A 24,010-nucleotide genomic window follows, 5' to 3' on the forward strand; every position below is an offset into this window, starting at 1 on the left:
CGACGGGCACTCACCCCCGCGCACGGCGGTGACGTCGGTCCGAAGAGGGGGACTTCGGACCCGGGGCAGCATCCCCGGACCGGCGGCGTCGTTACGCAGTCCGGACCGCGCGGACGGGTCGTGCGGCGGTGATCGACGCGTTCTCGGAGGGTGCCAGGCCGTGTCACCTCAGCTCGCCGGCGGCAGGGGAGGGCCGCGCCGGCTGCGACCGTTGCTGGGGGTGGTGCTGGACGCGCTCGCGGAGGGTGCCGCGCGGCGCGCGGGCCCGCTGCCCGCGGGCGGACCCGGCGCGGTGTCGGCGCGGGTCGCGGAGGCCCTGGCGGAGGTGCTGCCGGAGCACGGGACGGGGGCGGAGGAGGCCCTGGGGACGCTGGTGCGGCTGGCCGCCGAGGGTGCGGCGGACCCGGCGGAGCCGCTCTGCGCGGCGCACCTGCACTGCCCGCCGCTGGCGGTGGCCGCGGCGGCCGACCTGGCCGCGAGCGCGCTGAACCCGTCGATGGACTCCTGGGACCAGGCCCCGGCCGCGACCGCCCTGGAGGCGGCGGTGACGGCGGCACTGGCGCGGCTCGTGCACCCCGCGGCGGCCGCGCCCGACGCCCTGATCACGACCGGCGGCACCGAGTCCAACCAGCTCGCGCTGCTGCTCGCCCGCGAACGCGCCCCCGGTGTGCGGATCGTGACCGGGGCCAACGTCCACCACAGCGTGCCCCGCGCCGCGTGGCTGCTCGGGCTGCCGGCGCCGGTCGTCCTCGACACCCCCGCCGGGGTGCTCGACCCCGCACGGGCCCGCGCGGCGCTCGCCGCCGTGCCGGGCCCCGCCCTGCTCGTCGCCACGGCCGGGACCACCGACACCGGCGCGCTCGACCCGCTGCCCGAACTGGCGCGTGCCGCGCGGGAGTACGGCGCCGCCCTGCACGTGGACGCGGCCTACGGCGGCGCCCTGCTGTTCAGCGACCGGGAGGCGCCGCGGCTGGCCGGGCTGGCGGAGGCAGGCACCGTCACCCTGGACCTGCACAAGCTCGGCTGGCAGCCGGTCGCCGCGGGCGTGCTCGCCGTGCGCGAGGGGGAGTCGCTGCGTCCGCTCGGGCACCAGGCGGACTACCTCAACGCCGCGGACGACACCGAGGCCGGCTTCCCCGACCTGCTCGGCCGCTCGCTGCGCACCACGCGCCGCCCGGACGTGCTGAAGATCGCGGTGACGCTGCGCGCCCTCGGCAGGCAGGGCCTGGGCCGGCTCGTGGACACCGTGTGCGACCGCGCCCACGAGCTGGCCGACCTGGTGGAACGGCACCCGGACCTCACCCTCTACGCGCGCCCCGCGATCAGCACCGTGCTGCTGCGCCCCACCGGGGCCGGCGACACGGCCGTCGCCGCGATCCGGCGCCGGCTGATGCTCGACGGACGGGCGGTCCTCGGCCGGGCCCGCGCCGGCGGACGGCTGTGGCTCAAGGCGACCCTCCTCAACCCGGCGCTGGCCGCCGGCGACCTCCAGGCACTCCTCGCGCTCGTGTGCGCGACCCACCAGGAAGGCAGCACGTCCGATGACCGTGGCTGAAGACCCTGAGTACCCCGCGTACCCCCAACACAGCGAACACAGCGAACACAGCGAACACAGCGGAGACACCGGGTACCCGGGACACACGGCGTACACCCCGTACACCCCGTGCGCGACCGCCGACCGCGCCGCGGAGACCGCCCCGTACGCCGAGCAGCCGTACGACCTGCTCGGCATCGGCATCGGACCGTTCAACCTCTCCCTGGCCGCCCTCGCCGACGGCGTCCCGTACCTCAGCGCCGCCTTCTACGAGCAGGAGCCCGCCTTCCACTGGCACCCCGGGCTGCTGATCGAGGGCGCCACCCTCCAAGTGCCCTTCCTGGCCGACCTGGTGAGCCTGGCCGACCCCACCAGCCGCTGGAGCTACCTGAACTGGCTGAAGGCACGGGAGAGGCTGTTCCCGTTCTACTTCGCCGAGCGCTTCCAGGTGCACCGCGCCGAGTACGACGCCTACTGCCGCTGGGTCGCCGAGTCGCTGACCGGCACCCACTTCGGCCACCGGGTCGACTCCGTCCGCTGGGACCCGGGCCGCGGCCTGTTCGAGGTCGCCCACACCCGGCTGGGGGCCGACGGAAAGGCGGAGTCGCGGGGCCGCGGCCATGCCCGCAACCTCGTCCTCGGCATCGGTTCCGAGCCGTACGTCCCCGAACCGCTGCGCCCGCTCGCCGAGGCGCCGGTGGTGCCGGTCGTGCACTCCGCGGACTACCTCGCGCAGCGCGACCGGCTGCTGGCCGCCGGCCATGTCACCGTCGTCGGCGCCGGCCAGTCCGGGGCCGAGGTCTTCCTCGACCTGCTGCGCGCCCGTCCCGCCGGGAGCGAGCGGCTGACGTGGATCGCGCGCAGCCCCGCCTTCGCGCCGATGGAGTACAGCAAGCTCGGCCTGGAGCAGTTCACCCCCGACTACGCGCGCTTCTTCCACGGCCTGGCCGAGCCGGTGCGCGACGGCCTGCTGCCCCGGCAGTGGCAGCTGCACCGGGCCGTCGACCACGGCACCATCGCCGCCATCCACGACGAGCTGTACCGCCGCTCCCTCGGCGGCGGCTGGCCGGACGCCGTCCTCACCCCCGGCGTCACCGTGCGCACCGCCGGGCGGATGGGCATGAGCGCCGTCGAACTCCACCTGGAGCACCAGGAGCAGGGCACCCGCACCCGGATGCTCACCAACGCCGTGGTGCTCGCCACCGGCTACCGCGAACGCCCCGCCGACGGGCTGCTCGCGGCCCTGGACCCGTACATCCGCCACGACGCGGCGGGCCGGCCGCGGATCGACGAGCAGCACCGGATCGTGCTGGACCCGGTGGTCGGCGGATCGGTGTACGTGCAGAACGCCGACCGCCACGCGCACGGTGTCGGCGCCCCCGACCTGGGCCTGGCCGCGTGGCGCTCGGCCGTCATCCTCAACTCCGTGACGGGCAAGGAGCCCTATCCGCTCCCCGCCCGCACGGCCTTCACGACGTACGGCCTGACCTCCACCACGGCGCCGGTCAGCGAGATCCCTTCCGCACGGCCCGCAGGTATTCGCGGTTCATAGCGGCGATCGACGGCAGCGGGATGCCCTTGGGGCAGGCCGTGGCGCACTCACCGGTGTTGGTGCAGCCGCCGAAGCCCTGGTCGTCCATGGCGGCGACCATGTTCAGCACCCGGGTCTCCCGCTCCGGTCCGCCCTGCGGCAGCACATTGAGGTGGTTGACCTTCGCGGAGGTGAACAGCATCGCCGAGCCGTTGGGGCAGGCCGCCACGCACGCCCCGCAGCCGATGCACTCCGCGTGCTCGAAGGCCACGTCCGCCGTCGCCTTGGGGACGGCCGTGGCGTGCGCCTCGGGCGCGCTGCCGGTCGGCACCGAGATGTACCCGCCGGCCTGGATCACCCGGTCGAAGGCCGAGCGGTCCACGACCAGGTCCTTGACCACCGGGAAGGCGGCGGCCCGCCACGGTTCGACGTCGACGGTGTCGCCGTCCTGGAAGTGCCGCATGTGCAGCTGGCAGGTCGTGGTCCGCTCCGGGCCGTGCGCCTGCCCGTTGATGACCATGCCGCAGGCGCCGCAGATGCCCTCGCGGCAGTCGTGGTCGAAGGCGACGGGCTCGTCGCCGGCGAGGATCAGCTCCTCGTTGAGGACGTCGAGCATCTCCAGGAACGACATGTCGGGACTGATGTCCTCGACGCGGTAGGTGACCATGGCGCCGTCCTCCTGCGAGGACCGCTGGCGCCAGATGCGCAGGGTGAGGTTCACGCGTAGCTCCGCTGGGTGGGGTGTACGTACTCGAAGGCGAGCGCCTCCTTGTGGAGCACCGGCGTGCCGCCGTCGCCGGGGTGCTCCCAGGCGGCGGCGTACGAGAAGTTCTCGTCGTCGCGCAGCGCCTCGCCGTCGGGGGTCTGGCTCTCCTCGCGGAAGTGGCCGCCGCAGGACTCGGCGCGGTGCAGCGCGTCCAGGCACATCAGCTCGGCCAGCTCCAGGAAGTCCGCGACCCGGTTGGCCTTCTCCAGCGACTGGTTGAACTCCTCGCCGCTGCCGGGCACCTTGATGCGGCGCCAGAACTCCTCGCGCAGCGCGGGGATGCGCTCCAGTGCCTTGTGCAGCCCGGCCTCGGTGCGGGCCATGCCGCACTCGTCCCACAGCAGCTCGCCGAGCTCGCGGTGGAAGGAGTCCGGGGTCCGGTCGCCGTCCACGGACAGCAGCAGGTTCAGCCGGTCCTCGACGTCCGCGACGGCCTCGGTGACCGCCGGGTGGTCCGGGGCGACCGCGTCGTGCGGGCCGCGCGCCAGGTAGTCGTTGATCGTGGACGGCAGCACGAAGTAGCCGTCGGCCAGGCCCTGCATCAGGGCGCTGGCGCCGAGCCGGTTGGCGCCGTGGTCGGAGAAGTTGGCCTCGCCGATCGCGAACAGGCCCGGGACCGTGGTCTGCAGGTCGTAGTCGACCCACAGGCCGCCCATCGTGTAGTGCACGGCGGGGTAGATCCGCATCGGCCGGGTGTACGGGTCCTCGGCGGTGATCCGCTCGTACATCTCGAAGAGGTTGCCGTACTTCGCCTCCACCTCGGCGCGGCCCAGCCGGGCGATCGCGTCGGCGAAGTCCAGGTAGACGCCCTGGCCGCCGGGGCCGACGCCGCGGCCCTCGTCGCAGACGTTCTTGGCGGCGCGGGAGGCGATGTCGCGGGGCACCAGGTTGCCGAAGGAGGGGTAGATCCGCTCCAGGTAGTAGTCCCGCTCGTCCTCGGGGATCTCGTGCGGCGGGCGGTCGTCGCCCTTGGCCTTGGGCACCCAGATGCGGCCGTCGTTGCGCAGCGACTCGCTCATCAGCGTCAGCTTCGACTGGTGGTCGCCGGAGCGCGGGATGCAGGTCGGGTGGATCTGCGTGAAGCAGGGGTTGGCGAAGTACGCGCCCCGGCGGTGCGCCCGCCAGATCGCGGTCGCGTTGGAGCCCTTGGCGTTGGTCGACAGGTAGAAGACGTTGCCGTAGCCGCCGCTCGCCAGCACCACCGCGTCGCCGAGGTGCACCGAGATCTCACCGCTGACCAGGTCGCGGGCGACGATGCCGCGGGCCCGGCCGTCCACCACGATCAGGTCCAGCATCTCGGTGCGGGCGTGCAGTTCCACGTTCCCCGCATCGATCTGCCGGGACAGCGCCTGGTAGGCGCCGAGCAGCAGCTGCTGGCCCGTCTGGCCCCGGGCGTAGAAGGTCCGGGAGACCTGCACGCCGCCGAAGGAGCGGGTGTCCAGCAGACCGCCGTACTCGCGGGCGAAGGGCACGCCCTGGGCCACGCACTGGTCGATGATCTGCAGCGACACCTCGGCGAGGCGGTGCACATTGGACTCGCGGGCCCGGAAGTCGCCGCCCTTGACGGTGTCGTAGAACAGCCGGTGCACGCTGTCGCCGTCGTTGCGGTAGTTCTTCGCCGCGTTGATGCCGCCCTGGGCGGCGATGGAGTGCGCCCGGCGCGGTGAGTCCTGGTAGCAGAACTGCACGACGTGGTAGCCCTGTTCGGCCAGCGTGGCCCCGGCGGAGCCGCCCGCCAGGCCCGTGCCGACGACGATGACCTTGTGCTTGCGGCGGTTGGCCGGGTTGACGAGCTTCGCCTCGAACTTGCGGCGGCTCCAGCGCTCCTCGATGGGCGCGGCAGGCGCCTTGGTGTCGGCGAGCGGGTCGCCCTCGCGGTACAGCATGGTCAGTCCACCAATCCGGTCATCACGGAGACGGGTACGAGGACGAATCCCGCGGTCAGCACCAGGGCCAGCACGTTCGCGGTGGCCTTCAGGGCCCGGTCGCTGCGCTTGGTGACCGCCCCGAGGGTCTGCGCCGCGCTCCAGAAGCCGTGCCGGACGTGCAGGCCGAGGGCGAGCATCGCCGTGATGTAGACGACGTCCACCCACCACAGCCGGAAGTCGGCCACCACGTTCTCGTAGGGGTGCTCCGCCTGGCCGCGAGGGTTCACGGTCAGCGTCGTCAGGTCGAGGATGTGCCACACGATGAACAGGCCGAGGATCACCCCGCCCCAGCGCATCGTGCGCGTCGCGTAGCTCGCGCGCGCCCTGGTGTGCGCGTACTTCGCCGGGCGCGCCTTGATGTCGCGCCTGCTGAGCTGGTAGGCGGCCACGCCGTGCAGGACGACCGCGGCCACCAGGGCCGTCCGCTGGATGTACAGGTACCAGCCGTTGTGCAGGGCCGGCTCGCCGATGGTCCGCAGCCATGCCGCGTACCCGTTGAAGTCCGTCGGGCCGAAGAAGATCTTCAGATTGCCCACCATGTGCGCGACCAGGAACAGCAGCATGATCACGCCGGTCGCGGCCATGACCGCCTTCTTGCCCACGGTCGAGCCCCACAGCGCCCGCACCGCGGACGGACGCACCGCTCTCGTCGCCAAAGCCATGCGGCTGACGCTAGATCCCCTCGTATTGAAAGGTCCAAGACGTGTTCGGGCTCGTTTCGATAGGTCGGCCCTATCGTCGATTACCGTGGGCGGCGTGCAGCTGCAACAACTCGTGTACTTCCTCGCCGTCACCGACACGCGGCACTTCACCCGGGCCGCCGAGCGCGTCCACGTGGCCCAGCCCTCGCTGTCGCAGCAGATCAAGGCCCTGGAGCGGGAGCTCGGCGCGGAGCTGTTCAGCCGCGCCCGGGGCAACATCGCCCTCACCGACGCGGGGGAGGCGCTGCTGCCGATCGCCCGGCGCATCGTCGCGGACACCGAGGCCGCCACACAGGAGGTGCAGGAACTGGTGCAGCTGCGCCGCGGGCGGGTGCGCCTCGGCGCCACACCGAGCCTGTGCACCGGCCTGCTCCCCGACCTGCTGCGCGACTTCCACACCCGCTACCCGGGCATCCGGCTGCTCGTGGAGGAGGGCGGCTCCCGCGACCTGGTGCGGGAGCTGGCCTCCGGCAGCCTGGACCTGGCGCTGATCGTGCTGCCCCTGCAGAGCCACGACCCCGCGCTGGACGCCACCCCGCTGCTCCACGAGGACCTGGTCGTGGTCACCGCGGCCGACGCGCCGCCGCCCTGGCCGGGGCCCCGCGTCGACGTGGCCGATCTGCGCGACCAGCCGCTGGTGATGTTTCGCCGCGGCTACGACCTGCGGGAACTGACCGTCGGGGCATGCCGGGCGGCCGGCTTCGAGCCCCGCTTCGCCATCGAGGGCGGCGAGATGGACGCCGTCCTCGGCTTCGTCGAGGCGGGGCTCGGCCACGCCGTCGTGCCCAGCATGGTGGCCGGGCGCCGCCCGCGGCTGCGGACGACGCCCTTCACACCACCGGGGCTGCACCGCACCGTCGCCCTCGCCCACCGCAAGGACGCCGAACCCCCGCGCGCCGCCCGCGAACTGCGCCGGGTGCTGCTGGAGCACGTACGGGACAGGGACTGCGCGACCCGGCGCGACGCGCGGGAGTGACGGATCAGAACACCGGCACGCCGTCGCGGGTCAGCCGCCAGTCCACGCCGGCGAACCGCGCCGGGTCGATGGTGCCGGTCGCCTGCACGTAGGTGATGATCGTGTTGCGAATCTCCTCGGAGTTCGCCCACACCTGGGGAGCGGAGGCGACACCGGGGAAGTTGCCGCCGCCGTTGGCGCGGTAGTTGTTCACGGCGAACACAAAGCGCGCGGACTCGTCGATCGGCGCACCGCCGAACCGCACGTTCGAGACGCGCGAGCCGGCCGGCCTGGCGATGTCGATGTCGTAGCTGACACCACTGACCACGTCGTAGTTGTAGTCCGGGGTGTTGTCGGCATTGGTCAGCTTTGCGACGTCGACCGGGGCGCCGGCCGGGGTCCGCACGAAGTAGTTCGCGGAGAACTCCAGGTACGCCTTGATCTGCGCGCCCGTCAGGACGCGGGCCTCCAGCGTGTTCTCGTACACGTACAGGCCGGCCACGTCGCGCAGGGTCACCCGGCCCGCCGGGATGGCGGCCGTGCGCGAGAAGCACGCGGCCTGCGACAGCACCGGCAGCGCCGCCCACTCGGTGCCCGCGAGTGCGGCCTTGACCGTCTCGGCCTGCACATGGTTGATGAAGTCGATGATCGGGGTGTCCTTGTACGGGGACTCGGCCGCCGTCATCGCCGCGGCGGAGTCGCCGACCACCTGGTTCACGTACTCGACGACCTTCGCGTGCTCGTCGCGCAGCAGCCCGACGATCTCCGGGTCCTCCTCGACCGTGTTGGAGTTGAGCACGGACGCGCCGACCGTGACCACCTCCCAGGCGCCGTTCACCAGCTCCATGTCGAAGTCGAAGACGGTCAGCCGCTGGCCCCACTTCGACGGCTCGGACAGCACCACGCCCTGACCGGTCTGCTTGTTCGCCACCACGTACTCGGGGATCTCGTTGTGCGCGTGGCCCACGAGGATCGCGTCGATGCCCGGCACCTGCTCGGCCACCAGCGCCGCGGCGTTCTCCACGTACGGCAGCTGGTCACCCCAGGAGGAGGTGCCCGAGGTGCCGCTGTGCGCCGAGACGACCACCACGTCCGCGCCCATCGCGCGCAGCCGCGGCACGTACTTCGCCGCCTGCTCCTCCAGGCCCGGGAACGTCATCCTGCCCTGGACGTTGCCCTTGTCCCAGATCGCGATCCCCGGGTTGGTCAGCCCGAGGACCGCCACCGTCACGTCCGGCGCGCCCTGCACCCGCATGCGGTGCAGGGAGTACGGCGCGAAGGCGGGCTGCCCGGTCTTCGCGTCCAGGGCGTTCGCGCCCAGGAGCGGGAACTTGCACTGGTCCTCGAACTCGCGCAGCAGCGGGATGCCGTAGTTGAACTCGTGGTTGCCGAGCGCCGCCGCGTCGTAGTCCATGGCGTTCATGGCCTGGGCCATGGGGTGCTTGGGGCCGTGCTTGGCGGTGATCGGGTCGACCCGGGCGTAGTAGTACGACAGCTGGGTGCCCTGGATGGTGTCGCCCGCGTCGATCAGCAGCACGTTGCGGCGGCCCTTGGCGGCCCGCTGCTGCTTGACCAGCGTGGAGATCTTGGCGAGGCCGACGTCGTTGTGCGGCTTGTCGTCGAACTCGGCGTCGGTGAAGTAGTCCCAGTTGAAGACGTTGCCGTGCAGGTCCGTGGTGCCGAGGACACTGAACGAGTAGCGCTCGGGCTCCTCCGGCTTGTGGCTCCTGGCCTGGGCGGGAGCCGCCGTGGCCAGCACGCCTGCCGCACCGGTCAGCGCGATGCCCGCCCCGGTGGCGGCGGAACGGTTCAGGAAGTCCCTGCGGTTGAGCGGCATACGTCGGCTCCCGTTTGTTGACGGAACGATGGGCGATTCTTTGCGGTAACGCGCGTAGATTCTGGCCCAGTCACTACACCCCGCAACACCCCCGCCACGTTGCGATCAGATGACTCGTCAGCGACGTCCCGCCCTGGAACAGTGGGACGCATGACGAACGAAGCGGCCAGGACGTACCCGACCCCCGAGGTCCCGCACGTGGGCGTCCGCGGCGAGGCGACCCTCGAGGCCGAACCCGAACTCGCCCGGATCGCCGTCACCGTCAGCGCCCGCGGCACCGACCGCCGTGCCACCCTGGACGACCTCGGCGCCCGCAACACGGCGGTGCTCGACCTCGTCAAGGGCTACGGCGAGGCGGTCGACAAGCTGGAGACCGGCGCCTTCGTGATCACCCCGGAGCTGCGCGAACGCCGGCGCGGGGAGCGGATCCGGGCCTACCACGGCAGCGTTCGCATCGGCGTCACCCTCACCGACTTCACCGCCCTGGGCGAACTCGCCACCCGCCTGGCCGACCTCGACCTCACCCGCGTCGACGGCCCCTGGTGGTCGCTGCGCCCCGACTCCCCGGCCTACCGCGCGGCCCGGCAGCAGGCCGTGCGCGACGCCGTGCAGCGCGCCCGCGAGTACGCCGAGGCGCTCGGCGCCCGGCTGCTCGCCCTGGTCGAACTGGCCGACGAGGGCATGCAGCAGACACTGGCCTTCCCGGGCCGCCCGGCGATGCGGGCCGCCGCCTTCGCCGGCGCCCCCGGAAGCGCGGAGGACATGGCCAGGCCCCTCGACATGGAACCGGAGCAACAGAGCGTGTACGCACAGGTCACGGCGCACTTCACCATGACGGCCCCGGACCTGTCGGGCGGGCCCGCGGCGTCCGGCGGCTGAGGGCGCGGGACGGCCGCCGGCGCGGCTCTTGGGGGCATGTGCGCTGTTCGCACGGCATCATCCCGAATGTCGCGGACGTCTGTTCATCGATTGTCGACAAGCGTTAATCATGGCGACGTGGGACAGTCGCCTTCCGCGGGCTCTCTACTGTGAAGTAGGTCATAGGCTCGCCCCATGCGCCGAGCAAAAATCGTCTGCACCCTCGGGCCCGCCACCGACGGCTACGACCAGATCAAGGCTCTGGTCGAGGCCGGAATGGACGTCGCCCGCCTGAACATGAGCCATGGCTGCCTCGCCGATCACGAAGAGCGGTACCAGCGCGTGCGCAAGGCCTCCGACGAGAGCGGCCGCAGTGTCGGGATCCTCGCGGACCTTCAAGGCCCGAAGATCCGACTGGGACGTTTCGCCGAAGGACCCGTACTCCTTGAACGTGGTGACGAGTTCACCATCACCACCGAGGAAGTCCAGGGAGACCAGCTGGTCTGCGGCACGACGTACGCCGGTCTCGCCGGCGACGTCACGCGCGGTGAGCGGATCCTCGTCGACGACGGCCGCGTCACCCTCGAGGTCACCGAGGTCGACGGCCCCCGCGTGCGCACCATGTGCATCGAGGGCGGCCTGATCTCCGACCACAAGGGCCTGAACCTCCCCGGCGTCGCCGTGTCCGTGCCGGCCCTGTCCGAGAAGGACGTGACCGACCTGCGCTGGGCGCTGCGCACCGGGGTCGACCTCGTCGCGCTCTCCTTCGTGCGCAGCGGCCGGGACGCCGAGGAAGTCCTGCGGATCATGCGCGAGGAGGACCGGCGGGTCCCCGTCATCGCCAAGATCGAGAAGCCGCAGGCGGTGGAGAACCTGGAGGAGATCGTCGCCGCCTTCGACGGCATCATGGTTGCCCGCGGCGACCTCGGGGTCGAGATGCCGCTGGAGGCCGTTCCCCTGGTCCAGAAGCGCGCGGTCGCCCTCGCCCGGCGCAACGCCAAGCCGGTGATCGTGGCGACCCAGATGCTGGAGTCGATGATCGAGTCCTCCCGGCCCACCCGCGCCGAGGCCTCCGACGTCGCCAACGCGGTCATGGACGGCGCCGACGCGGTGATGCTGTCCGGCGAGACCAGCGTCGGAAAGCACCCCGTCGAGACGGTGAAGACCATGAGCCGGATCGTCGCCTCCGCCGAGGAGGACATGCTCGCGGGCGGCCTGCCGCCGCTGACCGAGCAGAACAAGCCCCGCACCCAGGGCGGTGCCGTCGCCCGCGCCGCGGCCGAGATCGGCGACTTCCTGGACGCCAAGTACCTGGTGGCGTTCACCCAGTCCGGCGACACCGTCCGCCGGCTGTCCCGGTACCGCTCGCCGATCCCCGTCCTGGCCTTCACCCCCGAGCCGGCGACCCGCTCGCAGCTCAGCCTCACCTGGGGTGTGGAGACCTTCATCGGGCCGGTGGTGCAGACGACCGACGAGATGGTCCGGCAGGTCGACGAGGAACTGCTGCGGATCGGCCGCTGCCAGAAGGGCGACACCGTGGTCATCACGGCCGGCTCGCCCCCCGGCGTGGCGGGCACCACCAACCTCGTGCGCGTGCACCACATCGGGGAGGACGACTACCCCTCCGGTCCCGCGGGCCGCTGAACCCCCGCGGTCCCGCGAAGAACGACAGCGCGTCAGGCGAGGAACCCGCAGGATCGGCTTCCTCGCCTGACGCGCTGTCCGCCTGAACCCGCCGGCGGCGGGCCTCCGCGCCGCGGTTCGGATCGACCCGGTCAGCCGGCCTTGCCGGAAGCGGTGGCGCCCTCGGTCTCCGTGGCGGAGGGGGAGGGCGATTCGCCGGGCGTGCCCGTCGCACAGGGGTCCGGCGAGGCGGTGTCCGTGGGCGTGGGGGTCGTGCCGTCCGTGGCCGACGGGGTCGGGCAGGTCGGCGACGACGTGGGGTCCGTCGGCGTGTCCGTCGGGCCCGTCGTCGGGTCGTCCGTGGTCGGGTCGCCGGTCGGTCCGGTGGGCCCCGTCGGTCCGGTCGGCCCCGTGGGACCGCTCGGCCCGCCGGGACCGGTCGGCGAGGTGCCGCCCGTGGGCGTGGGGCTGCCGATCGTGCCGGTCGGCGACACGGTGGGCCGGGGCGAACCGGGGCCCGACGGGTGCGGCGAGGCCGACGGGGACGGCGACCAGGTGGGGAAGTGCGACGGCGTGGACGACGGTGGCACGATCTCCGGCGTGTCGCTGCCCGCGCCACCGATGTCCGGCAGGGAGACGATGCCGCCCTTGCGGAAGTGCGCGTACCAGGCCAGCACGGTGTTCAGGTACGCCTCGGAGTGGTTGTAGCCGAGGATGGCCTGGTGGAGGTTGCTCTCCACCGACATGTCGCGGTTGCCCGCGCACAGGTAACGGCCCGCGGCGAGCGCCGCGTCGAAGATGTTGTTCGGGTTGCTCACCCCGTCGCCGTTGCCGTCGGCGCCCCAGGTCTGCCAGGTCTGCGGGATGAACTGCATCGGGCCGACCGCACGGTCGTGGACGGAGTCGCCGTCCCACACGCCGTTGTCGGTGTCGGTGATGTTCGCGAATCCCTCGCCGTTCAGGACCGGGCCGAGGATCGGCGTGATCGTGGTGCCCTCGGAGTCCACGTTGCCGCCGCGCGCCTGGTTGGACTCCACCTGGCCGATCGCGGCCAGCAGTTCCCAGCGCATGTTGCAGCCCGGGTCGCTTGCGGCGAGCGCCACCTCGGCCCGGCGGTACGCCTCCAGGACCGTCGCCGGCAGCCCCGAACCGTCGGTGCCCACCGTGCCCGTGCCCGTGCCGGTACCGGCACCGGTGCCGGGCGTCACGGACGAACCGGGCGCGGGCGTGTTCAGCGGCGGGAGCGCGGTGTAGTAGTCCGGCGAGCCGCCGTCGATGGGGTCGCCCGGCGGGGGCGTGACGGGAGCACCCGAACTCGTGTTGACGATCTGCGGGAAGCCCGCCGCGGACTGCGAGCCCGTCAGCGCCGCCATGGCCGCGGCGGCCACCGCGGTGCCCAAGACTCCCCTGCGGATCCGCCGTCCGTACCGCGCTCGCATATGAGCTGCCCCTCCCGAAACCGAGTTGTGCGTCTCCCTGCGCGACAACCCTGGTGACCCTACGGCAACTTCCTGAACGGAGCTACCGTCCAAAGCGTCGCATACTGATCTGACAGACATGTTCGGAAAGAGGTTGCATGCCGTTCACGATCAGCCATGCCCTCGCGGTGCTGCCCGGCCTGCGGCAGGACCGCCGCGGCACCCCCCGCGGACGCGGCCCGCTCGTCGCCGCGGCCCTGGTCGCCGGCTCCTTCGCCCCGGACGTGCCCTACTTCGCCGACTCCCTGGTCTCCGGGGTGTACGGCTACGGCACGTTCACGCACGCGCCGCTGGGCCTGGTCACCGCGGACCCGCTCATCGCGGCCGCCCTGGCCGGCGGCTGGGTGCTGCTGCGCGAGCCGGTCGTGGCACTGCTGCCCGGGCGGTGGCGGGACCGCGCCTGGGTACTCACCGGATGCGGCGACCGGCGCCGGCCCACAGTGCGGTCCGCCGCCGCCTTCTGGGTCTCGGCCGCTGCCGGTGCCGTCACCCATGTGGTCTGGGACGCGTTCACCCACCACGACCGCTGGGGCGTCCGCCTGCTGCCGGTCCTGGACCAGCAGGTGCACGGCACACCCCTGCACAAGTACGCGCAGTACGGCACCTCGGCCGTGGCACTGGTGCTGCTGGCCCGGTACGGGATCCGCGCGCTGCGCGCCGTGCCGGAACCGCACACCCCCGAACCGCACACCGCGCCGGACCGGGCCGGAGAGCAGGGCTCCCGGCTGCCGAAGCTGTCCCGGCGGGCCCGCGCCATCGCCCTGGCCGCCCTCGGGACCACCACCGCCGCCGCGGCCGCCGTACGCGCCGGCCAGTGGTACCAGGCCACCGGCGACGCCGCCGGGATCATCCCGTCCGCGCTCTTCGGCGCCGGAGCCGGCCTGGCCCTGGCCGCCACGGTCCACGCCGGTGCGGTGCGCCTGGCACACCGCACCGGGGACCGGACGGCTCAGTGCGCCGCGGACTCCCAGTCCGTGCCCACGCCCACCGACACGTCCAGCGGCGCCCGCAGGGGATAGGCGGCCGCCATCTCGCGGCGCACCAGCTCCTCCACGGCGGCCCGCTCGCCCGGGGCCACCTCCAGCACGATTTCGTCGTGCACCTGGAGCAGCATCCGCGACCGCAGCCCCTCGGCGTCCAGCGCCGCGGCCACCTTGAGCATCGCGATCTTGACGATGTCGGCGGCCGAGCCCTGGATCGGCGCGTTCAGCGCCATGCGCTCGGCCATCTCCCGACGCTGCCGGTTGTCGCTGGTGAGGTCCGGCAGATAGCGGCGGCGGCCCATCAGCGTCTCGGTGTAACCCGTCACCCGGGCCTCCTCCACCACGCGCTGCAGATAGTCCCGCACCCCGCCGAAGCGCTCGAAGTAGGTGTCCATCAGACCGCGCGCCTCGGCCGCCTCGATGCCCAGCTGCCCCGACAGGCCGAACGCCGACAGCCCGTACGCCAGCCCGTACGACATCGCCTTGATCTTCCGCCGCATCTCGGCGTCCACCTGCTCCGGCGGCACCGAGAAGACGTACGAGCCGACGGTGGTGTGCAGGTCCTCGCCCGAGTCGAACGCCGCGATCAGGCCCGCGTCCTCCGACAGATGGGCCATCACCCGCAGTTCGATCTGGCTGTAGTCGGCGGTCAGCAGCGACTCGTAGCCCTCGCCCACCACGAAGCCCCGGCGGATCGCCCGGCCCTCGTCGGTGCGCACCGGCACGTTCTGCAGGTTGGGATCGGTCGACGACAACCGGCCGGTCGCCGCCACCGTCTGGCTGAACGTGGTGTGGATCCGCCCGTCGGGCGCCACCGTCTTGATCAGGCCCTCCACCGTCACGCGCAGCTTCGCCTGCTCACGGTGGCGCAGCATGATGACCGGCAACTCGTGCTCGGTCTGCGCCGCCAGCCAGGCCAGCGCGTCCGCATCGGTGGTCCAACCCGTCTTGGTCTTCTTCGTCTTGGGCAGCCCCAGCTCGCCGAAGAGCACCTCCTGCAGCTGCTTGGGCGAGCCGAGGTTGAACTCGTGGCCGACCGCGGCGTGCGCCTCCTTCACCGCCAGCTGCACCTCGCCGGCGAACCGCTGCTCCAGGCGCTCCAGATGCTCGCGGTCCGCGGCGATGCCCGCCCGCTCCATCCGCGCCAGCAGCGCGGACGTCGGCAGTTCGACCTCCCGCAGCAGACGCAGCGCGCCGTCCTGCTCCAGCCGGCCCATGAACGCCTCGCCCAGGTCCAGCACGGCGCGCGCCTGCACCATCAGCGCGTCCGCCTCGGCCTCGTCGTCGGCGCCGAAGGCCAGCTGGCCGTCCTCGCCGCCGGCCGGGGACAGCTCACGGCCCAGGTACTCCACCGAGAGCGTGTCCAGCGCGAACGAACGGCGGCCGGGCTTCACCAGGTACGCGGCCAGCGCCGTGCACATCGTGATGCCCTCCACGCCCCAGCCGTGCTCGGCGAGGACCCGCGCCAGGCCCTTCGCGTCGTGCACCACCTTCGGCCGCTGCGGGTCGGCCAGCCACGCCGCGAACGCCCGCTCGTCCTTCTCGTCCAGGGCGGACGGGTCGAACCAGGCGGCCTGCCCGCCCGCGTCCGCCAGCGCGACCTCCGAGACGCTGCCCGCGCCCAGCGCCCAGGCGTCGACCGTGGCCAGGCCCAGCGGCCCGCCGGCGTGCTCCTCCAGCCAGCCCGCCAGCTCGCCCGTGCCCAGTACCCGGCCGTCCACGGCGACACCGCCGGCGATCTCCTGCTCCTCCTCCTGCGCCCCGGGGTCGGCCGCGAACAGCCGCTCCCGGAAGTTCGGGTGGCGGAACTCCAGGGCGTCCAGCACCACGTTGAGGCCCTCGCGGTCGTACGGCAGGCGCTCCAGCCCCTCCGGGCCGCAGGGCAGCGCCACGTCCCGGACCAGCTCGGTCAGCCGCCGGTTGAGCTTCACCGACTCCAGGTGGGCCCGCAGGTTCTCACCGGCCTTGCCCTTCACCTCGCCCGCGCGCTCCGCCAGTTCCGCGAACGAACCGAACTGCGTGATCCACTTGGCGGCGGTCTTCTCGCCCACGCCCGGGATGCCCGGCAGGTTGTCCGACGGGTCGCCGCGCAGCGCCGCGAAGTCCGGGTACTGCGCCGGCGTCAGCCCGTACTTCTCCTCCACCTTCGCCGGCGTGAAGCGCGTCAGCTCCGAGACGCCCTTGGTCGGGTAGAGGACCGTGACATGGTCCGAGACCAGCTGGAAGGAGTCCCGGTCACCGGTGACGATCAGCACCTCGTAGCCCAGCGCCTCCGCCTGGGTGGCGAGCGTGGCGATCACGTCGTCCGCCTCGAAGCCCTCCATGGCGAAGCGCCGCACGTTCATCGAGTCCAGCAGCTCGCCGATCAGCTCCACCTGGCTGCGGAACTCGTCCGGAGTGGCGGACCGGGTGGCCTTGTACTCGGGGAACTCCTCCAGCCGCCACGTGTGCCGCGAGACGTCGAAGGCCACCGCGAGATGCGTCGGCTGCTCGTCACGGAGCGTGTTGGCCAGCATCGACGCGAAGCCGTACACCGCGTTCGTCGGCTGACCGGTGGTCGTGTTGAAGTTCTCCACCGGCAGCGCGTAGAACGCCCGGTACGCCAGCGAATGCCCGTCCAGCAGGAGCAACCGGGGCCGCCCGCCCCCCTCGGGTGCGGTGCCGGTCGCTGCGCTCGTCTTCTCTGCCTTTGCTGCCACGCAACCGATCCTCCCACGCCCGACTGACACTGCCGGTCCTCCGCCCTGTCGTGGCAGGATCGGAACCATGGCAGGCAAAGCACCAGCAGGCGACCCCGTTCAAGACGCACCCGAGGTCAGCGCCCCGCAGCACGCCGCTGCCGGGCTCCCGGCCGTGGGCCATTCGCTGCGGATGGCGCAGCAGCAGATGGGCATGCGGCGCACCGCTCTCACCCTCCTCAAGGTCAACCAGAAGGACGGGTTCGACTGTCCCGGCTGCGCCTGGCCGGAGCCCGGGCACCGGCACACCGCCGAGTTCTGCGAGAACGGCGCCAAGGCCGTCGCGGAGGAGGCCACCCTGCGCCGGGTCACCCCGGACTTCTTCGCCGAGCACTCCGTCGCCGACCTCTCCGGCCGCAGCGGCTACTGGCTCGGCCAGCAGGGCCGGCTGACCCAGCCCATGTACCTGCCCGACGGCGCCGACCACTACGAGCCCGTCCCCTGGGAGCGGGCCTTCGAGATCGTCGCCGGCGAACTGACCGCACTGAGCGGCCCCGACGAGGCCGTCTTCTACACCTCCGGCCGCACCAGCAACGAGGCCGCCTTCCTCTACCAGCTCTTCGCCCGCGAGTTCGGCACCAACAACCTGCCCGACTGCTCCAACATGTGCCACGAGTCCTCGGGCTCCGCCCTGGTGGAGACCATAGGCATCGGCAAGGGCAGCGTCCTGCTGGAGGACCTCTACCGCGCCGACCTGATCATCGTCGCCGGGCAGAACCCGGGCACCAACCACCCCCGCATGCTCTCCGCCCTGGAGAAGGCCAAGGCCGGCGGCACCCGCATCGTCACGGTCAACCCGCTGCCCGAGGCGGGACTGCAGCGCTTCAAGAACCCGCAGACCCCCAAGGGGCTCGCCGGCGGCGGCACCGCCCTGGCCGACCTCTTCCTGCAGATCCGCCTCGGCGGCGACCAGGCGCTCTTCCGCGCCCTCAACAAGGCCCTGCTGGAGGCCGAGGAGCAGGCGCCCGGCACCGTCCTGGACCGCGCCTTCATCGACGAGCACACCCACGCCTTCGAGGAGTTCGCGCGCGCCGCCCGTGCCACCGACGCCGCCGAGGTCGCCCGCGCCACCGGCCTGCCGCAGTCCGACATCGACGCACTGCTCGCCATGGTGCTCGGCGCCAAGAGCGTCATCGTCTGCTGGGCCATGGGCCTGACCCAGCACAAGCACTCCGTGCCCACCATCAAGGAGGTCGTCAACTTCCTCCTCCTGCGCGGCAACATCGGCCGCCCCGGCGCCGGCGTGTGCCCCGTGCGCGGCCACAGCAACGTCCAGGGCGACCGCACCATGGGCATCTACGAGAAGCCCGCCCCCGCCTTCCTGGACGCCCTGGAGAAGGAATTCGGCTTCGCCCCGCCCCGCGAGCACGGCCTGGACACCGTCGACTCCATCCGCGCCCTGCGCGACGGGCGGGCCAAGGTCTTCTTCGCCATGGGCGGCAACTTCGTCGCCGCCTCACCCGACACGGACGTCACGGAAGCCGCCATGCGCCGCGCCCGCCTCACCGTCCACGTCTCCACCAAGCTCAACCGCTCCCACGTTGTCACCGGCGCCCGCGCCCTGATCCTGCCCACCCTCGGCCGCACCGAGAAGGACCTCCAGGCCGGCGGCGAGCAGTTCGTCACCGTCGAGGACTCCATGGGCATGGTCCACGCCTCCCGCGGCGGCCTGCGGCCCGCCGGCCCCCACCTGCTGTCCGAGCCCGCGATCATCTGCCGCCTGGCCCGCGCCGTCCTCCCGCACTCCGCCGTCGACTGGCGGGGCCTGGAGAGCGACTACGACCGCATCCGCGACCACATAGCGCGCGTGATCCCCGGCTTCGACGACTTCAACGCCAAGGTGCGCCGCCCCGGCGGCTTCACCCTGCCCCACGCCCCCCGCGACTCCCGCAGCTTCCCCACCGCCACCGGACGCGCCAACTTCTCCGCCGACCCGCTGGAGTACCCGCACGTCCCCGAAGGCCGGCTGCTGCTGCAGACCCTGCGCTCGCACGACCAGTACAACACCACCATCTACGGCCTCGACGACCGCTACCGCGGCATCAAGGGCGGCCGCCGCGTCGTCCTGGTGCACCCCGAGGACGCCGCCGCCCACGGCCTGGCCGACGGCGCCTACGCCGACCTCGTCGGCGAGTGGACCGACGGCAGCGAACGCCGCGCCGAGGGCTTCCGCGTCGTGCACTACCCCACGACCCGCGGCTGCGCCGCCGCCTACTACCCCGAGACCAACGTCCTGGTGCCGCTGGACCACACCGCCGACACCAGCAACACGCCCGCGTCCAAGTCGGTCGTGATCCGGCTGGAGGCGGCCACCCCGCCCGGCACCCCGCACTGACCGTCGGGTAGAAAACGGCCCAGTACACCGAACGACGACGATCGGAGCCACCGCCCATGTCCGAGCAGACCGCCACGAGCCTTCTCCCGCCCGAGGTCATCGAGCAGTACGCCGACCTCGGCGTCGACCTGGTGGCGCTCTTCTCCGCCGGCAGCCTGGGGAACCGCATGGGCATCGAGATCGTCGAGGCCTCCGCGGACCGCGTCGTCGGCACCATGCCCGTGGAGGGCAACACCCAGCCCTACGGCCTGCTCCACGGCGGCGCCTCCGCCGTCCTGGCCGAGACCATCGGCTCCGTCGGCGCCATGCTGCACGGCGGCCCCGGCAAGGTCGCCGTCGGCGTCGACCTCAACTGCACCCACCACCGCGGGCTGCGCTCCGGCGTCGTCACCGGCGTCGCCACCCCCGTGCACCGGGGCCGGTCCTCCGCCACCTACGAGATCGTCATCAGCGACGAGCAGGACCGCCGCGTCTGCTCGGCCCGCCTGACCTGCGCGCTGCGCCCGGCGGCGGCGCCCGCCCCCGGCACCACCCCCGCCTGACACGCGCCCGCAACGCGGAACCGCCCCCGGAACACTCCGGGGGCGGCTCTCCGTGCACCAAGGGGCAGGCCGTCCGCTACGCGGCGCCCTCACCCAGGTACGCCGCCCGCACCCGCGGGTCGGACAGCAGACGCGACGCCTCGTCCTCCATGACGACCGCGCCGGTCTCCAGGACGTAACCGCGGTCGGCCAGCTGCAGCGCCTGCGAGGCGTTCTGCTCCACCAGCAGCACCGTGGTGCCCTGGTCGTTGATCTCCTTGATGATCTCGAAGATCTGCTGGACGATCAGCGGCGCCAGACCCATCGACGGCTCGTCGAGCAGCAGCAGGTTCGGCCGCCCCATCAGGGCCCGGCCGATGGCCAGCATCTGCTGCTCACCGCCGGACAGGGTGCCCGCCAGCTGCGAACGCCGCTCCGCCAGGCGCGGGAAGAGGGTCAGCACGCGGTCCAGGTCGTCCTTGGGGACTCCCTTGAACCGGTACGCGCCCATCTCCAGGTTCTCCAGCACCGTCATCACCGGGAAGACCCGGCGGCCCTCCGGGGAGTGCCCGATGCCGAGCTCCACGACCTTGTGCGCGGGAACGCCGTCGATCCGCTCACCGCCCAGCCGCACCTCGCCGTGGCGGGGCTGCAGCAGACCGGAGATCGTGCGCAAGGTGGTGGTCTTGCCGGCGCCGTTCGCACCGAGCAGCGCCACGACCTCACCCTGGCGGACCGTCACATTGATGCCCTTGAGCGCCTGGATCGCGCCGTAGAACACCTGAAGGTCGACCAGCTCCAGCATTGCCGGAGCCTCCGCGACGGAACTGCCCGTCGTCTTTTCGAAGCCGGCCGCCTCGGTCATCGGCCCTCCTCCTCGGAATCACGCGGGGCGGGGACCTCGGGAGTCTCGGCCACGTGGTGCGCCTCGACGATCTCCACCATCTCCGCGACGGCCTCCACGGCCTCCACGGCCTCCTCGTCGGCCGACCCCAGGTACGCCTCGATCACCGCGGGATCGCGCTGCACCTCCTCGGGCAGCCCCTCGGCGATCACCTTGCCGAAATTGAGCACCATGACGCGGTCGGCGACCGACATCACGAGCTTCATGTCGTGCTCGATCAGCAGCACACTGACGCCCAGGTCCTGGTTGATCCGGCGGATCAGCTGCTCCAGCTCCAGCTTCTCCGTCGGGTTCGTCCCGGCGGCCGGCTCGTCCAGCAGCAGCACCTTGGGATCGGTCGCCAGGGCGCGGGCGATCTCCAGCCGCCGCTGGTCGCCGTAGGACAGGCTCGCAGCCAGCTCATTGTGCTTGCCCGCCAGACCCACGTACGACAGCAGCTCCTGGGCCCGCTTATCGCTGGCCCGCTCGTCCCGCCGCGCCCACGGCATGCCCAGCATGATCGAGATCGCTCCCGACTTCTGCCGCGACTCCGCCGCGATCTTGACGTTCTCCAGTGCCGTCAGGGCGCCGAAGAGCCGGATGTTCTGGTACGTACGGGCCACGCCGTAACGGTTCACCAGGTACGGCTTGGTCCCCAGCAACTTGCGCTCGGTGCCGCCCTCCTCGTGGAAGGTGATCACGCCTTCCTGCGGGATGTAGACACCCGTCAGGGAGTTGAACAGCGAGGTCTTGCCCGCGCCGTTCGGCCCGATCACCGCGAGGATCTCGCCCCGCCGCATCGTCACGTTGACGTCCGACAGGCTGGTGAGGCCGCCGAACCGCAGCGTCACACCACGCGCCTGCAGCACCGTGTCACCGGTCCGTTCGGGCTCCACGCCCGCGTCCTTTACCGCGTTCACGACTTCACTCCTCCCGTCGGCTCGGTCATCGCATCGGCGTCGCCGATGCCCGCCTCCGCCATGTGCAGCTCGCGCTGCCTGCGGCGGGAGGGGATCACACCCTGCGGACGGAAGATCATCATGATGACGAGCAGCGCACCCAGGTAGATGAAGCGGTCCGCCGGGGGCACGTAGTCCTTCAGCGCGTTCGGCAGCCACACCAGCAGCGCGGCACCGAAGAGCACCCCCGCGATCGAGCCCATGCCGCCGAAGACCACGTAGGCCAGCGCCAGCACCGACCACACGATCGTGAAGTTCTCGGGGTTGATGAAGCCGACCTTGCTCGCGTACACCACGCCGGCCAGGCCGGAGGTCGAGGCGCCGATCCCGAACGCCAGCAGCTTGTAGCGCACCGTGTTGATGCCGGTCGCCGCGGCGGCCACCTCGTCCTCGCGGATCGCCGTCCAGGTGCGGCCGACACGCGAGTGCTCCAGCCGGGTGTACAGGAAGATCAGCACCGCGAGGAAGAACAGCAGCAGGTACCAGTACGGCAGCGGATCGAAGGTGTGCCACACGTAGTTGATCGGGCCGATGTGGATCTCGGGACTCGGGATGCCGAAGACACCACGGGTGCCGCCGGTGAAACCGTCCGAGTTCTTCGCGACCAGGTACACGATCTCGTGGAAGCCCAGGGTCACGATCGCCAGGTAGTCACCGCGCAGCCGCAGCGTCGGGCCGCCCAGGAGCACACCCGCGACCAGGCAGGTGGCGATGGCGAACGGGATCGACTCCAGGGAGCTCAGCGTGAACGGCGGCTTCACCGGCATGTGGCCGGTCCAGTAGGCGCAGGAGTACGCCCCGATCGCGTAGAAGGCGATGAAGCCGAGGTCCAGCAGACCGGCCCAGCCGACCACCACGTTCAGGCCGACCGCGATGATCATGTAGATGCCCATCTGGCTGACCAGGATCTCCTGCCACTCCACACTGGCGTTGGCGGGGATCACGATCGCCAGGACCAGCAGGAGAGCCAGGGAACCCAGTTTCAGCCAGCGGTTGGACGCATAGGCGTTCCTCGCCGGCGCTGCTGCGGCGGACACGCCCGCCGTCGCCCGCCGGACCACGTCACGAGCCGGACCGCCGAACTCCGCCAGCGCCCAGATCGCCACCGTGATGGCCAGGCAGATCCACAGCCGCGCCGACTCGAAAGCGCCGGTGAACGCGGAGAGCCTCTCCGCCGGATTGCCGTCCTCGCCCGTCATCAGCGCCAGGACGAAGCCCAGCACCAGCATGCCGAACAGCCGTACCCAGCGCGGTTCCTGATACCACGCACGGCGACGCAGCTTCGCCACGTCCACCGCGAAGGGCTTGGCAGCAGTCGCGTTGCTCATGCCGACCTCCCCAGACGCTCGCCCATGATGCCCGAGGGACGGAACATCAGCACCAGGATCAGGACCACGAACGCGGTCACGTCGACCCACTCGGTGCCGAAGACCGGCGAGCTCAGGTTCTCGACGATGCCCAGCAGCAGACCGCCCAGCATCGCTCCTCGGATGTTGCCGATACCGCCCAGCACCGCGGCAGCGAACGCCTTGATGCCCGGCAGGAAGCCCACCGTGAACCAGACCTGGCCCGAGATGCCGAAGCCGTACAGGAAGCCCGCCGCACCACCGAGCAGACCGCCGATGATGAAGGTACGGGAGATGATCTTGTCGATGTCGACGCCCATCAGACCGGCCGTCTCCGCGTCCTGGGCGACGGCACGGATACCGGCACCCATCTTGGTGCGGTTGACCACCAGGTCGAGGCCGATCATCATCGCCACCGCGGAGCCGATGATGATCAGCTGAGTGATCTTCACCGGAGTGCCGAAGACGCTGAAGACCTCACCATTGGTGTACAGCTCCGGCATCGGCACAGGGTTGCGGCCCCACAGCTTGCCCGCCAGGTTGTACAGGAAGAACGACGCACCGATGGCACTGATCAGGAAGACCAGCTTCGGGGCATTTCGCTTGCGCAGCGGCTTGTACGCCGCCTTCTCCAGTCCGAACGCCGTCAGCGCACCGACCAGAGCGCCGGCGATCATGCCGACGATCACCCAGACCACGGACGTGAAGCCGTGCGGGCTCTGTGGGGCGAGCTCGGACAGCACGACGAGCGAACCGAAGCCGCCCATCATGAAGACCTCGCTGTGGGCGAAGTTGATGAGCTGGAGCACGCCGTAGACCAACGTGTACCCGATGGCGATGACGGCGTACATCGACCCCGTCGTCAGCCCTGGGATGAAGTAATCCCAGAAGTTGTGAAAGAGATTCATCGTGCGTGGGAGTCCTTGCTGAAGCCGGTGAAGGGCGGCGAAATCGCGTCCGACACGGCGATGGGGGGCGCGGGGCGACGGCCGGAGCCGCGTCCCACGCCCCCCACCTCAGGTGCCGGAAGCCGG

Annotated in this window: 18 protein-coding genes; 8 read left to right on the top strand and 10 right to left on the bottom strand. The window is 71.7% G+C overall.

Annotation, left to right across the window (positions count from 1 at the left end; all coding sequences use genetic code 11):
* Positions 1-160: 160 nt before the first annotated feature.
* Together ACIP64_RS11835 and ACIP64_RS11840 are read left to right on the top strand one after the other, a co-directional pair.
* Positions 161-1,555, top strand: coding sequence for a pyridoxal phosphate-dependent decarboxylase family protein (locus ACIP64_RS11835; protein ID WP_401584338.1), 1,395 nt, complete (start codon positions 161-163; stop codon positions 1,553-1,555).
* The gene (locus ACIP64_RS11840; protein WP_401584341.1) at positions 1,542-3,086 is read left to right on the top strand and encodes a lysine N(6)-hydroxylase/L-ornithine N(5)-oxygenase family protein; all 1,545 of its coding nucleotides are present in this window, start codon (positions 1,542-1,544) and stop codon (positions 3,084-3,086) included. Before ACIP64_RS11835 ends, ACIP64_RS11840 begins: the two co-directional genes overlap by 14 nt.
* Here ACIP64_RS11840 and ACIP64_RS11845 read toward each other — a convergent pair.
* The 3 genes from ACIP64_RS11845 to ACIP64_RS11855 are packed head-to-tail and all read right to left on the bottom strand — an operon-like array spanning position 3,040 to position 6,421.
* On the bottom strand, positions 3,040-3,786 hold the full coding sequence (locus ACIP64_RS11845) for a succinate dehydrogenase/fumarate reductase iron-sulfur subunit (protein ID WP_360912077.1): 747 nt from the start codon (positions 3,784-3,786) through the stop codon (positions 3,040-3,042). The genes ACIP64_RS11840 and ACIP64_RS11845 overlap by 47 nt on opposite strands.
* Positions 3,783-5,717 (bottom strand): fumarate reductase/succinate dehydrogenase flavoprotein subunit, encoded by a 1,935-nt coding sequence (locus ACIP64_RS11850; protein WP_401584344.1) that lies wholly within the window; start codon positions 5,715-5,717, stop codon positions 3,783-3,785. The genes ACIP64_RS11845 and ACIP64_RS11850 overlap by 4 nt, the downstream gene beginning before the upstream one ends.
* Before the next feature lie 2 nt (positions 5,718-5,719).
* Positions 5,720-6,421: a succinate dehydrogenase cytochrome b subunit gene (locus tag ACIP64_RS11855; protein WP_401584346.1), complete on the bottom strand. Its 702-nt coding sequence runs from the start codon at positions 6,419-6,421 to the stop codon at positions 5,720-5,722.
* A gap of 94 nt (positions 6,422-6,515) precedes the next feature.
* On the opposite strand from ACIP64_RS11855, the gene ACIP64_RS11860 reads away from it, so the two are divergent.
* A complete protein-coding gene (locus ACIP64_RS11860) occupies positions 6,516-7,436 on the top strand; it encodes a LysR family transcriptional regulator (protein WP_401584348.1) in 921 nt (306 codons plus the stop codon).
* 4 nt (positions 7,437-7,440) lie between these two features.
* On the opposite strand, the gene ACIP64_RS11865 is transcribed toward ACIP64_RS11860, so the two are convergent.
* The gene (locus ACIP64_RS11865) at positions 7,441-9,252 is read right to left on the bottom strand and encodes a bifunctional metallophosphatase/5'-nucleotidase (RefSeq protein ID WP_401584351.1); all 1,812 of its coding nucleotides are present in this window, start codon (positions 9,250-9,252) and stop codon (positions 7,441-7,443) included.
* A 150-nt stretch (positions 9,253-9,402) separates the two neighbouring features.
* On the opposite strand from ACIP64_RS11865, the gene ACIP64_RS11870 reads away from it, so the two are divergent.
* Both ACIP64_RS11870 and pyk read left to right on the top strand, forming a co-directional pair.
* On the top strand, positions 9,403-10,131 hold the full coding sequence (locus tag ACIP64_RS11870; RefSeq protein ID WP_401584354.1) for an SIMPL domain-containing protein: 729 nt from the start codon (positions 9,403-9,405) through the stop codon (positions 10,129-10,131).
* Between the two features lie 174 nt (positions 10,132-10,305).
* On the top strand, positions 10,306-11,754 hold the full coding sequence (pyk, locus tag ACIP64_RS11875; RefSeq protein WP_401584357.1) for a pyruvate kinase: 1,449 nt from the start codon (positions 10,306-10,308) through the stop codon (positions 11,752-11,754).
* A gap of 131 nt (positions 11,755-11,885) precedes the next feature.
* Here the strand turns inward: pyk and ACIP64_RS11880 are convergent, their stop codons facing one another.
* Positions 11,886-13,133 carry a lytic transglycosylase domain-containing protein gene (locus ACIP64_RS11880; RefSeq protein WP_401584360.1) on the bottom strand — a complete coding sequence of 416 codons (1,248 nt, stop codon included), beginning with the start codon at positions 13,131-13,133 and terminating at the stop codon, positions 11,886-11,888.
* A 176-nt stretch (positions 13,134-13,309) separates the two neighbouring features.
* On the opposite strand from ACIP64_RS11880, the gene ACIP64_RS11885 reads away from it, so the two are divergent.
* Positions 13,310-14,230 (top strand): DUF4184 family protein, encoded by a 921-nt coding sequence (locus ACIP64_RS11885; protein WP_401584363.1) that lies wholly within the window; start codon positions 13,310-13,312, stop codon positions 14,228-14,230.
* On the opposite strand, the gene polA is transcribed toward ACIP64_RS11885, so the two are convergent.
* Positions 14,161-16,893: a DNA polymerase I gene (gene polA, locus ACIP64_RS11890; protein ID WP_401584365.1), complete on the bottom strand. Its 2,733-nt coding sequence runs from the start codon at positions 16,891-16,893 to the stop codon at positions 14,161-14,163. The two genes, ACIP64_RS11885 and polA, sit on opposite strands and share 70 nt — an antisense overlap.
* A 67-nt stretch (positions 16,894-16,960) precedes the next feature.
* Between polA and ACIP64_RS11895 the strand changes: the two genes are divergently transcribed.
* Both ACIP64_RS11895 and ACIP64_RS11900 read left to right on the top strand, forming a co-directional pair.
* Positions 16,961-19,267 (top strand): FdhF/YdeP family oxidoreductase, encoded by a 2,307-nt coding sequence (locus ACIP64_RS11895; RefSeq protein WP_401584368.1) that lies wholly within the window; start codon positions 16,961-16,963, stop codon positions 19,265-19,267.
* Positions 19,268-19,323: 56 nt separating this feature from the next.
* Positions 19,324-19,809 (top strand): PaaI family thioesterase, encoded by a 486-nt coding sequence (locus ACIP64_RS11900; RefSeq protein ID WP_401584371.1) that lies wholly within the window; start codon positions 19,324-19,326, stop codon positions 19,807-19,809.
* Positions 19,810-19,885: 76 nt separating this feature from the next.
* Here ACIP64_RS11900 and ACIP64_RS11905 read toward each other — a convergent pair whose 3' ends face one another.
* Genes ACIP64_RS11905 through ACIP64_RS11920 form a run of 4 tightly spaced genes read right to left on the bottom strand, consistent with a single transcriptional unit; the run spans position 19,886 to position 23,884 of the window.
* Positions 19,886-20,653 carry an ABC transporter ATP-binding protein gene (locus ACIP64_RS11905; protein WP_401584373.1) on the bottom strand — a complete coding sequence of 256 codons (768 nt, stop codon included), beginning with the start codon at positions 20,651-20,653 and terminating at the stop codon, positions 19,886-19,888.
* Positions 20,650-21,591 (bottom strand): ABC transporter ATP-binding protein, encoded by a 942-nt coding sequence (locus ACIP64_RS11910; RefSeq protein ID WP_401584375.1) that lies wholly within the window; start codon positions 21,589-21,591, stop codon positions 20,650-20,652. The genes ACIP64_RS11905 and ACIP64_RS11910 overlap by 4 nt, the downstream gene beginning before the upstream one ends.
* Positions 21,588-22,958, bottom strand: coding sequence for a branched-chain amino acid ABC transporter permease (locus tag ACIP64_RS11915; protein WP_401584378.1), 1,371 nt, complete (start codon positions 22,956-22,958; stop codon positions 21,588-21,590). Before ACIP64_RS11915 ends, ACIP64_RS11910 begins: the two co-directional genes overlap by 4 nt.
* Positions 22,955-23,884: a branched-chain amino acid ABC transporter permease gene (locus tag ACIP64_RS11920; protein WP_401584381.1), complete on the bottom strand. Its 930-nt coding sequence runs from the start codon at positions 23,882-23,884 to the stop codon at positions 22,955-22,957. The genes ACIP64_RS11915 and ACIP64_RS11920 overlap by 4 nt, the downstream gene beginning before the upstream one ends.
* Positions 23,885-24,010: the final 126 nt, after the last annotated feature.

It is taken from the genome of Streptomyces sp. NPDC088733 (genome assembly GCF_044751185.1).
GTDB lineage: Bacteria > Actinomycetota > Actinomycetes > Streptomycetales > Streptomycetaceae > Actinacidiphila.

Coding starts and splice junctions, on each gene's coding strand:
- ACIP64_RS11840 (WP_401584341.1), top strand. CDS start 1,542: ATGACCGTGGCTGAAGACCCTGAGTACCCCGCGTACCCCCAACACAGC.
- ACIP64_RS11850 (WP_401584344.1), bottom strand. CDS start 5,717: ATGCTGTACCGCGAGGGCGACCCGCTCGCCGACACCAAGGCGCCTGCC.
- ACIP64_RS11855 (WP_401584346.1), bottom strand. CDS start 6,421: ATGGCTTTGGCGACGAGAGCGGTGCGTCCGTCCGCGGTGCGGGCGCTG.
- ACIP64_RS11865 (WP_401584351.1), bottom strand. CDS start 9,252: ATGCCGCTCAACCGCAGGGACTTCCTGAACCGTTCCGCCGCCACCGGG.
- ACIP64_RS11870 (WP_401584354.1), top strand. CDS start 9,403: ATGACGAACGAAGCGGCCAGGACGTACCCGACCCCCGAGGTCCCGCAC.
- pyk (WP_401584357.1), top strand. CDS start 10,306: ATGCGCCGAGCAAAAATCGTCTGCACCCTCGGGCCCGCCACCGACGGC.
- ACIP64_RS11885 (WP_401584363.1), top strand. CDS start 13,310: ATGCCGTTCACGATCAGCCATGCCCTCGCGGTGCTGCCCGGCCTGCGG.
- ACIP64_RS11895 (WP_401584368.1), top strand. CDS start 16,961: ATGGCAGGCAAAGCACCAGCAGGCGACCCCGTTCAAGACGCACCCGAG.
- ACIP64_RS11900 (WP_401584371.1), top strand. CDS start 19,324: ATGTCCGAGCAGACCGCCACGAGCCTTCTCCCGCCCGAGGTCATCGAG.
- ACIP64_RS11905 (WP_401584373.1), bottom strand. CDS start 20,653: ATGACCGAGGCGGCCGGCTTCGAAAAGACGACGGGCAGTTCCGTCGCG.
- ACIP64_RS11915 (WP_401584378.1), bottom strand. CDS start 22,958: ATGAGCAACGCGACTGCTGCCAAGCCCTTCGCGGTGGACGTGGCGAAG.
- ACIP64_RS11920 (WP_401584381.1), bottom strand. CDS start 23,884: ATGAATCTCTTTCACAACTTCTGGGATTACTTCATCCCAGGGCTGACG.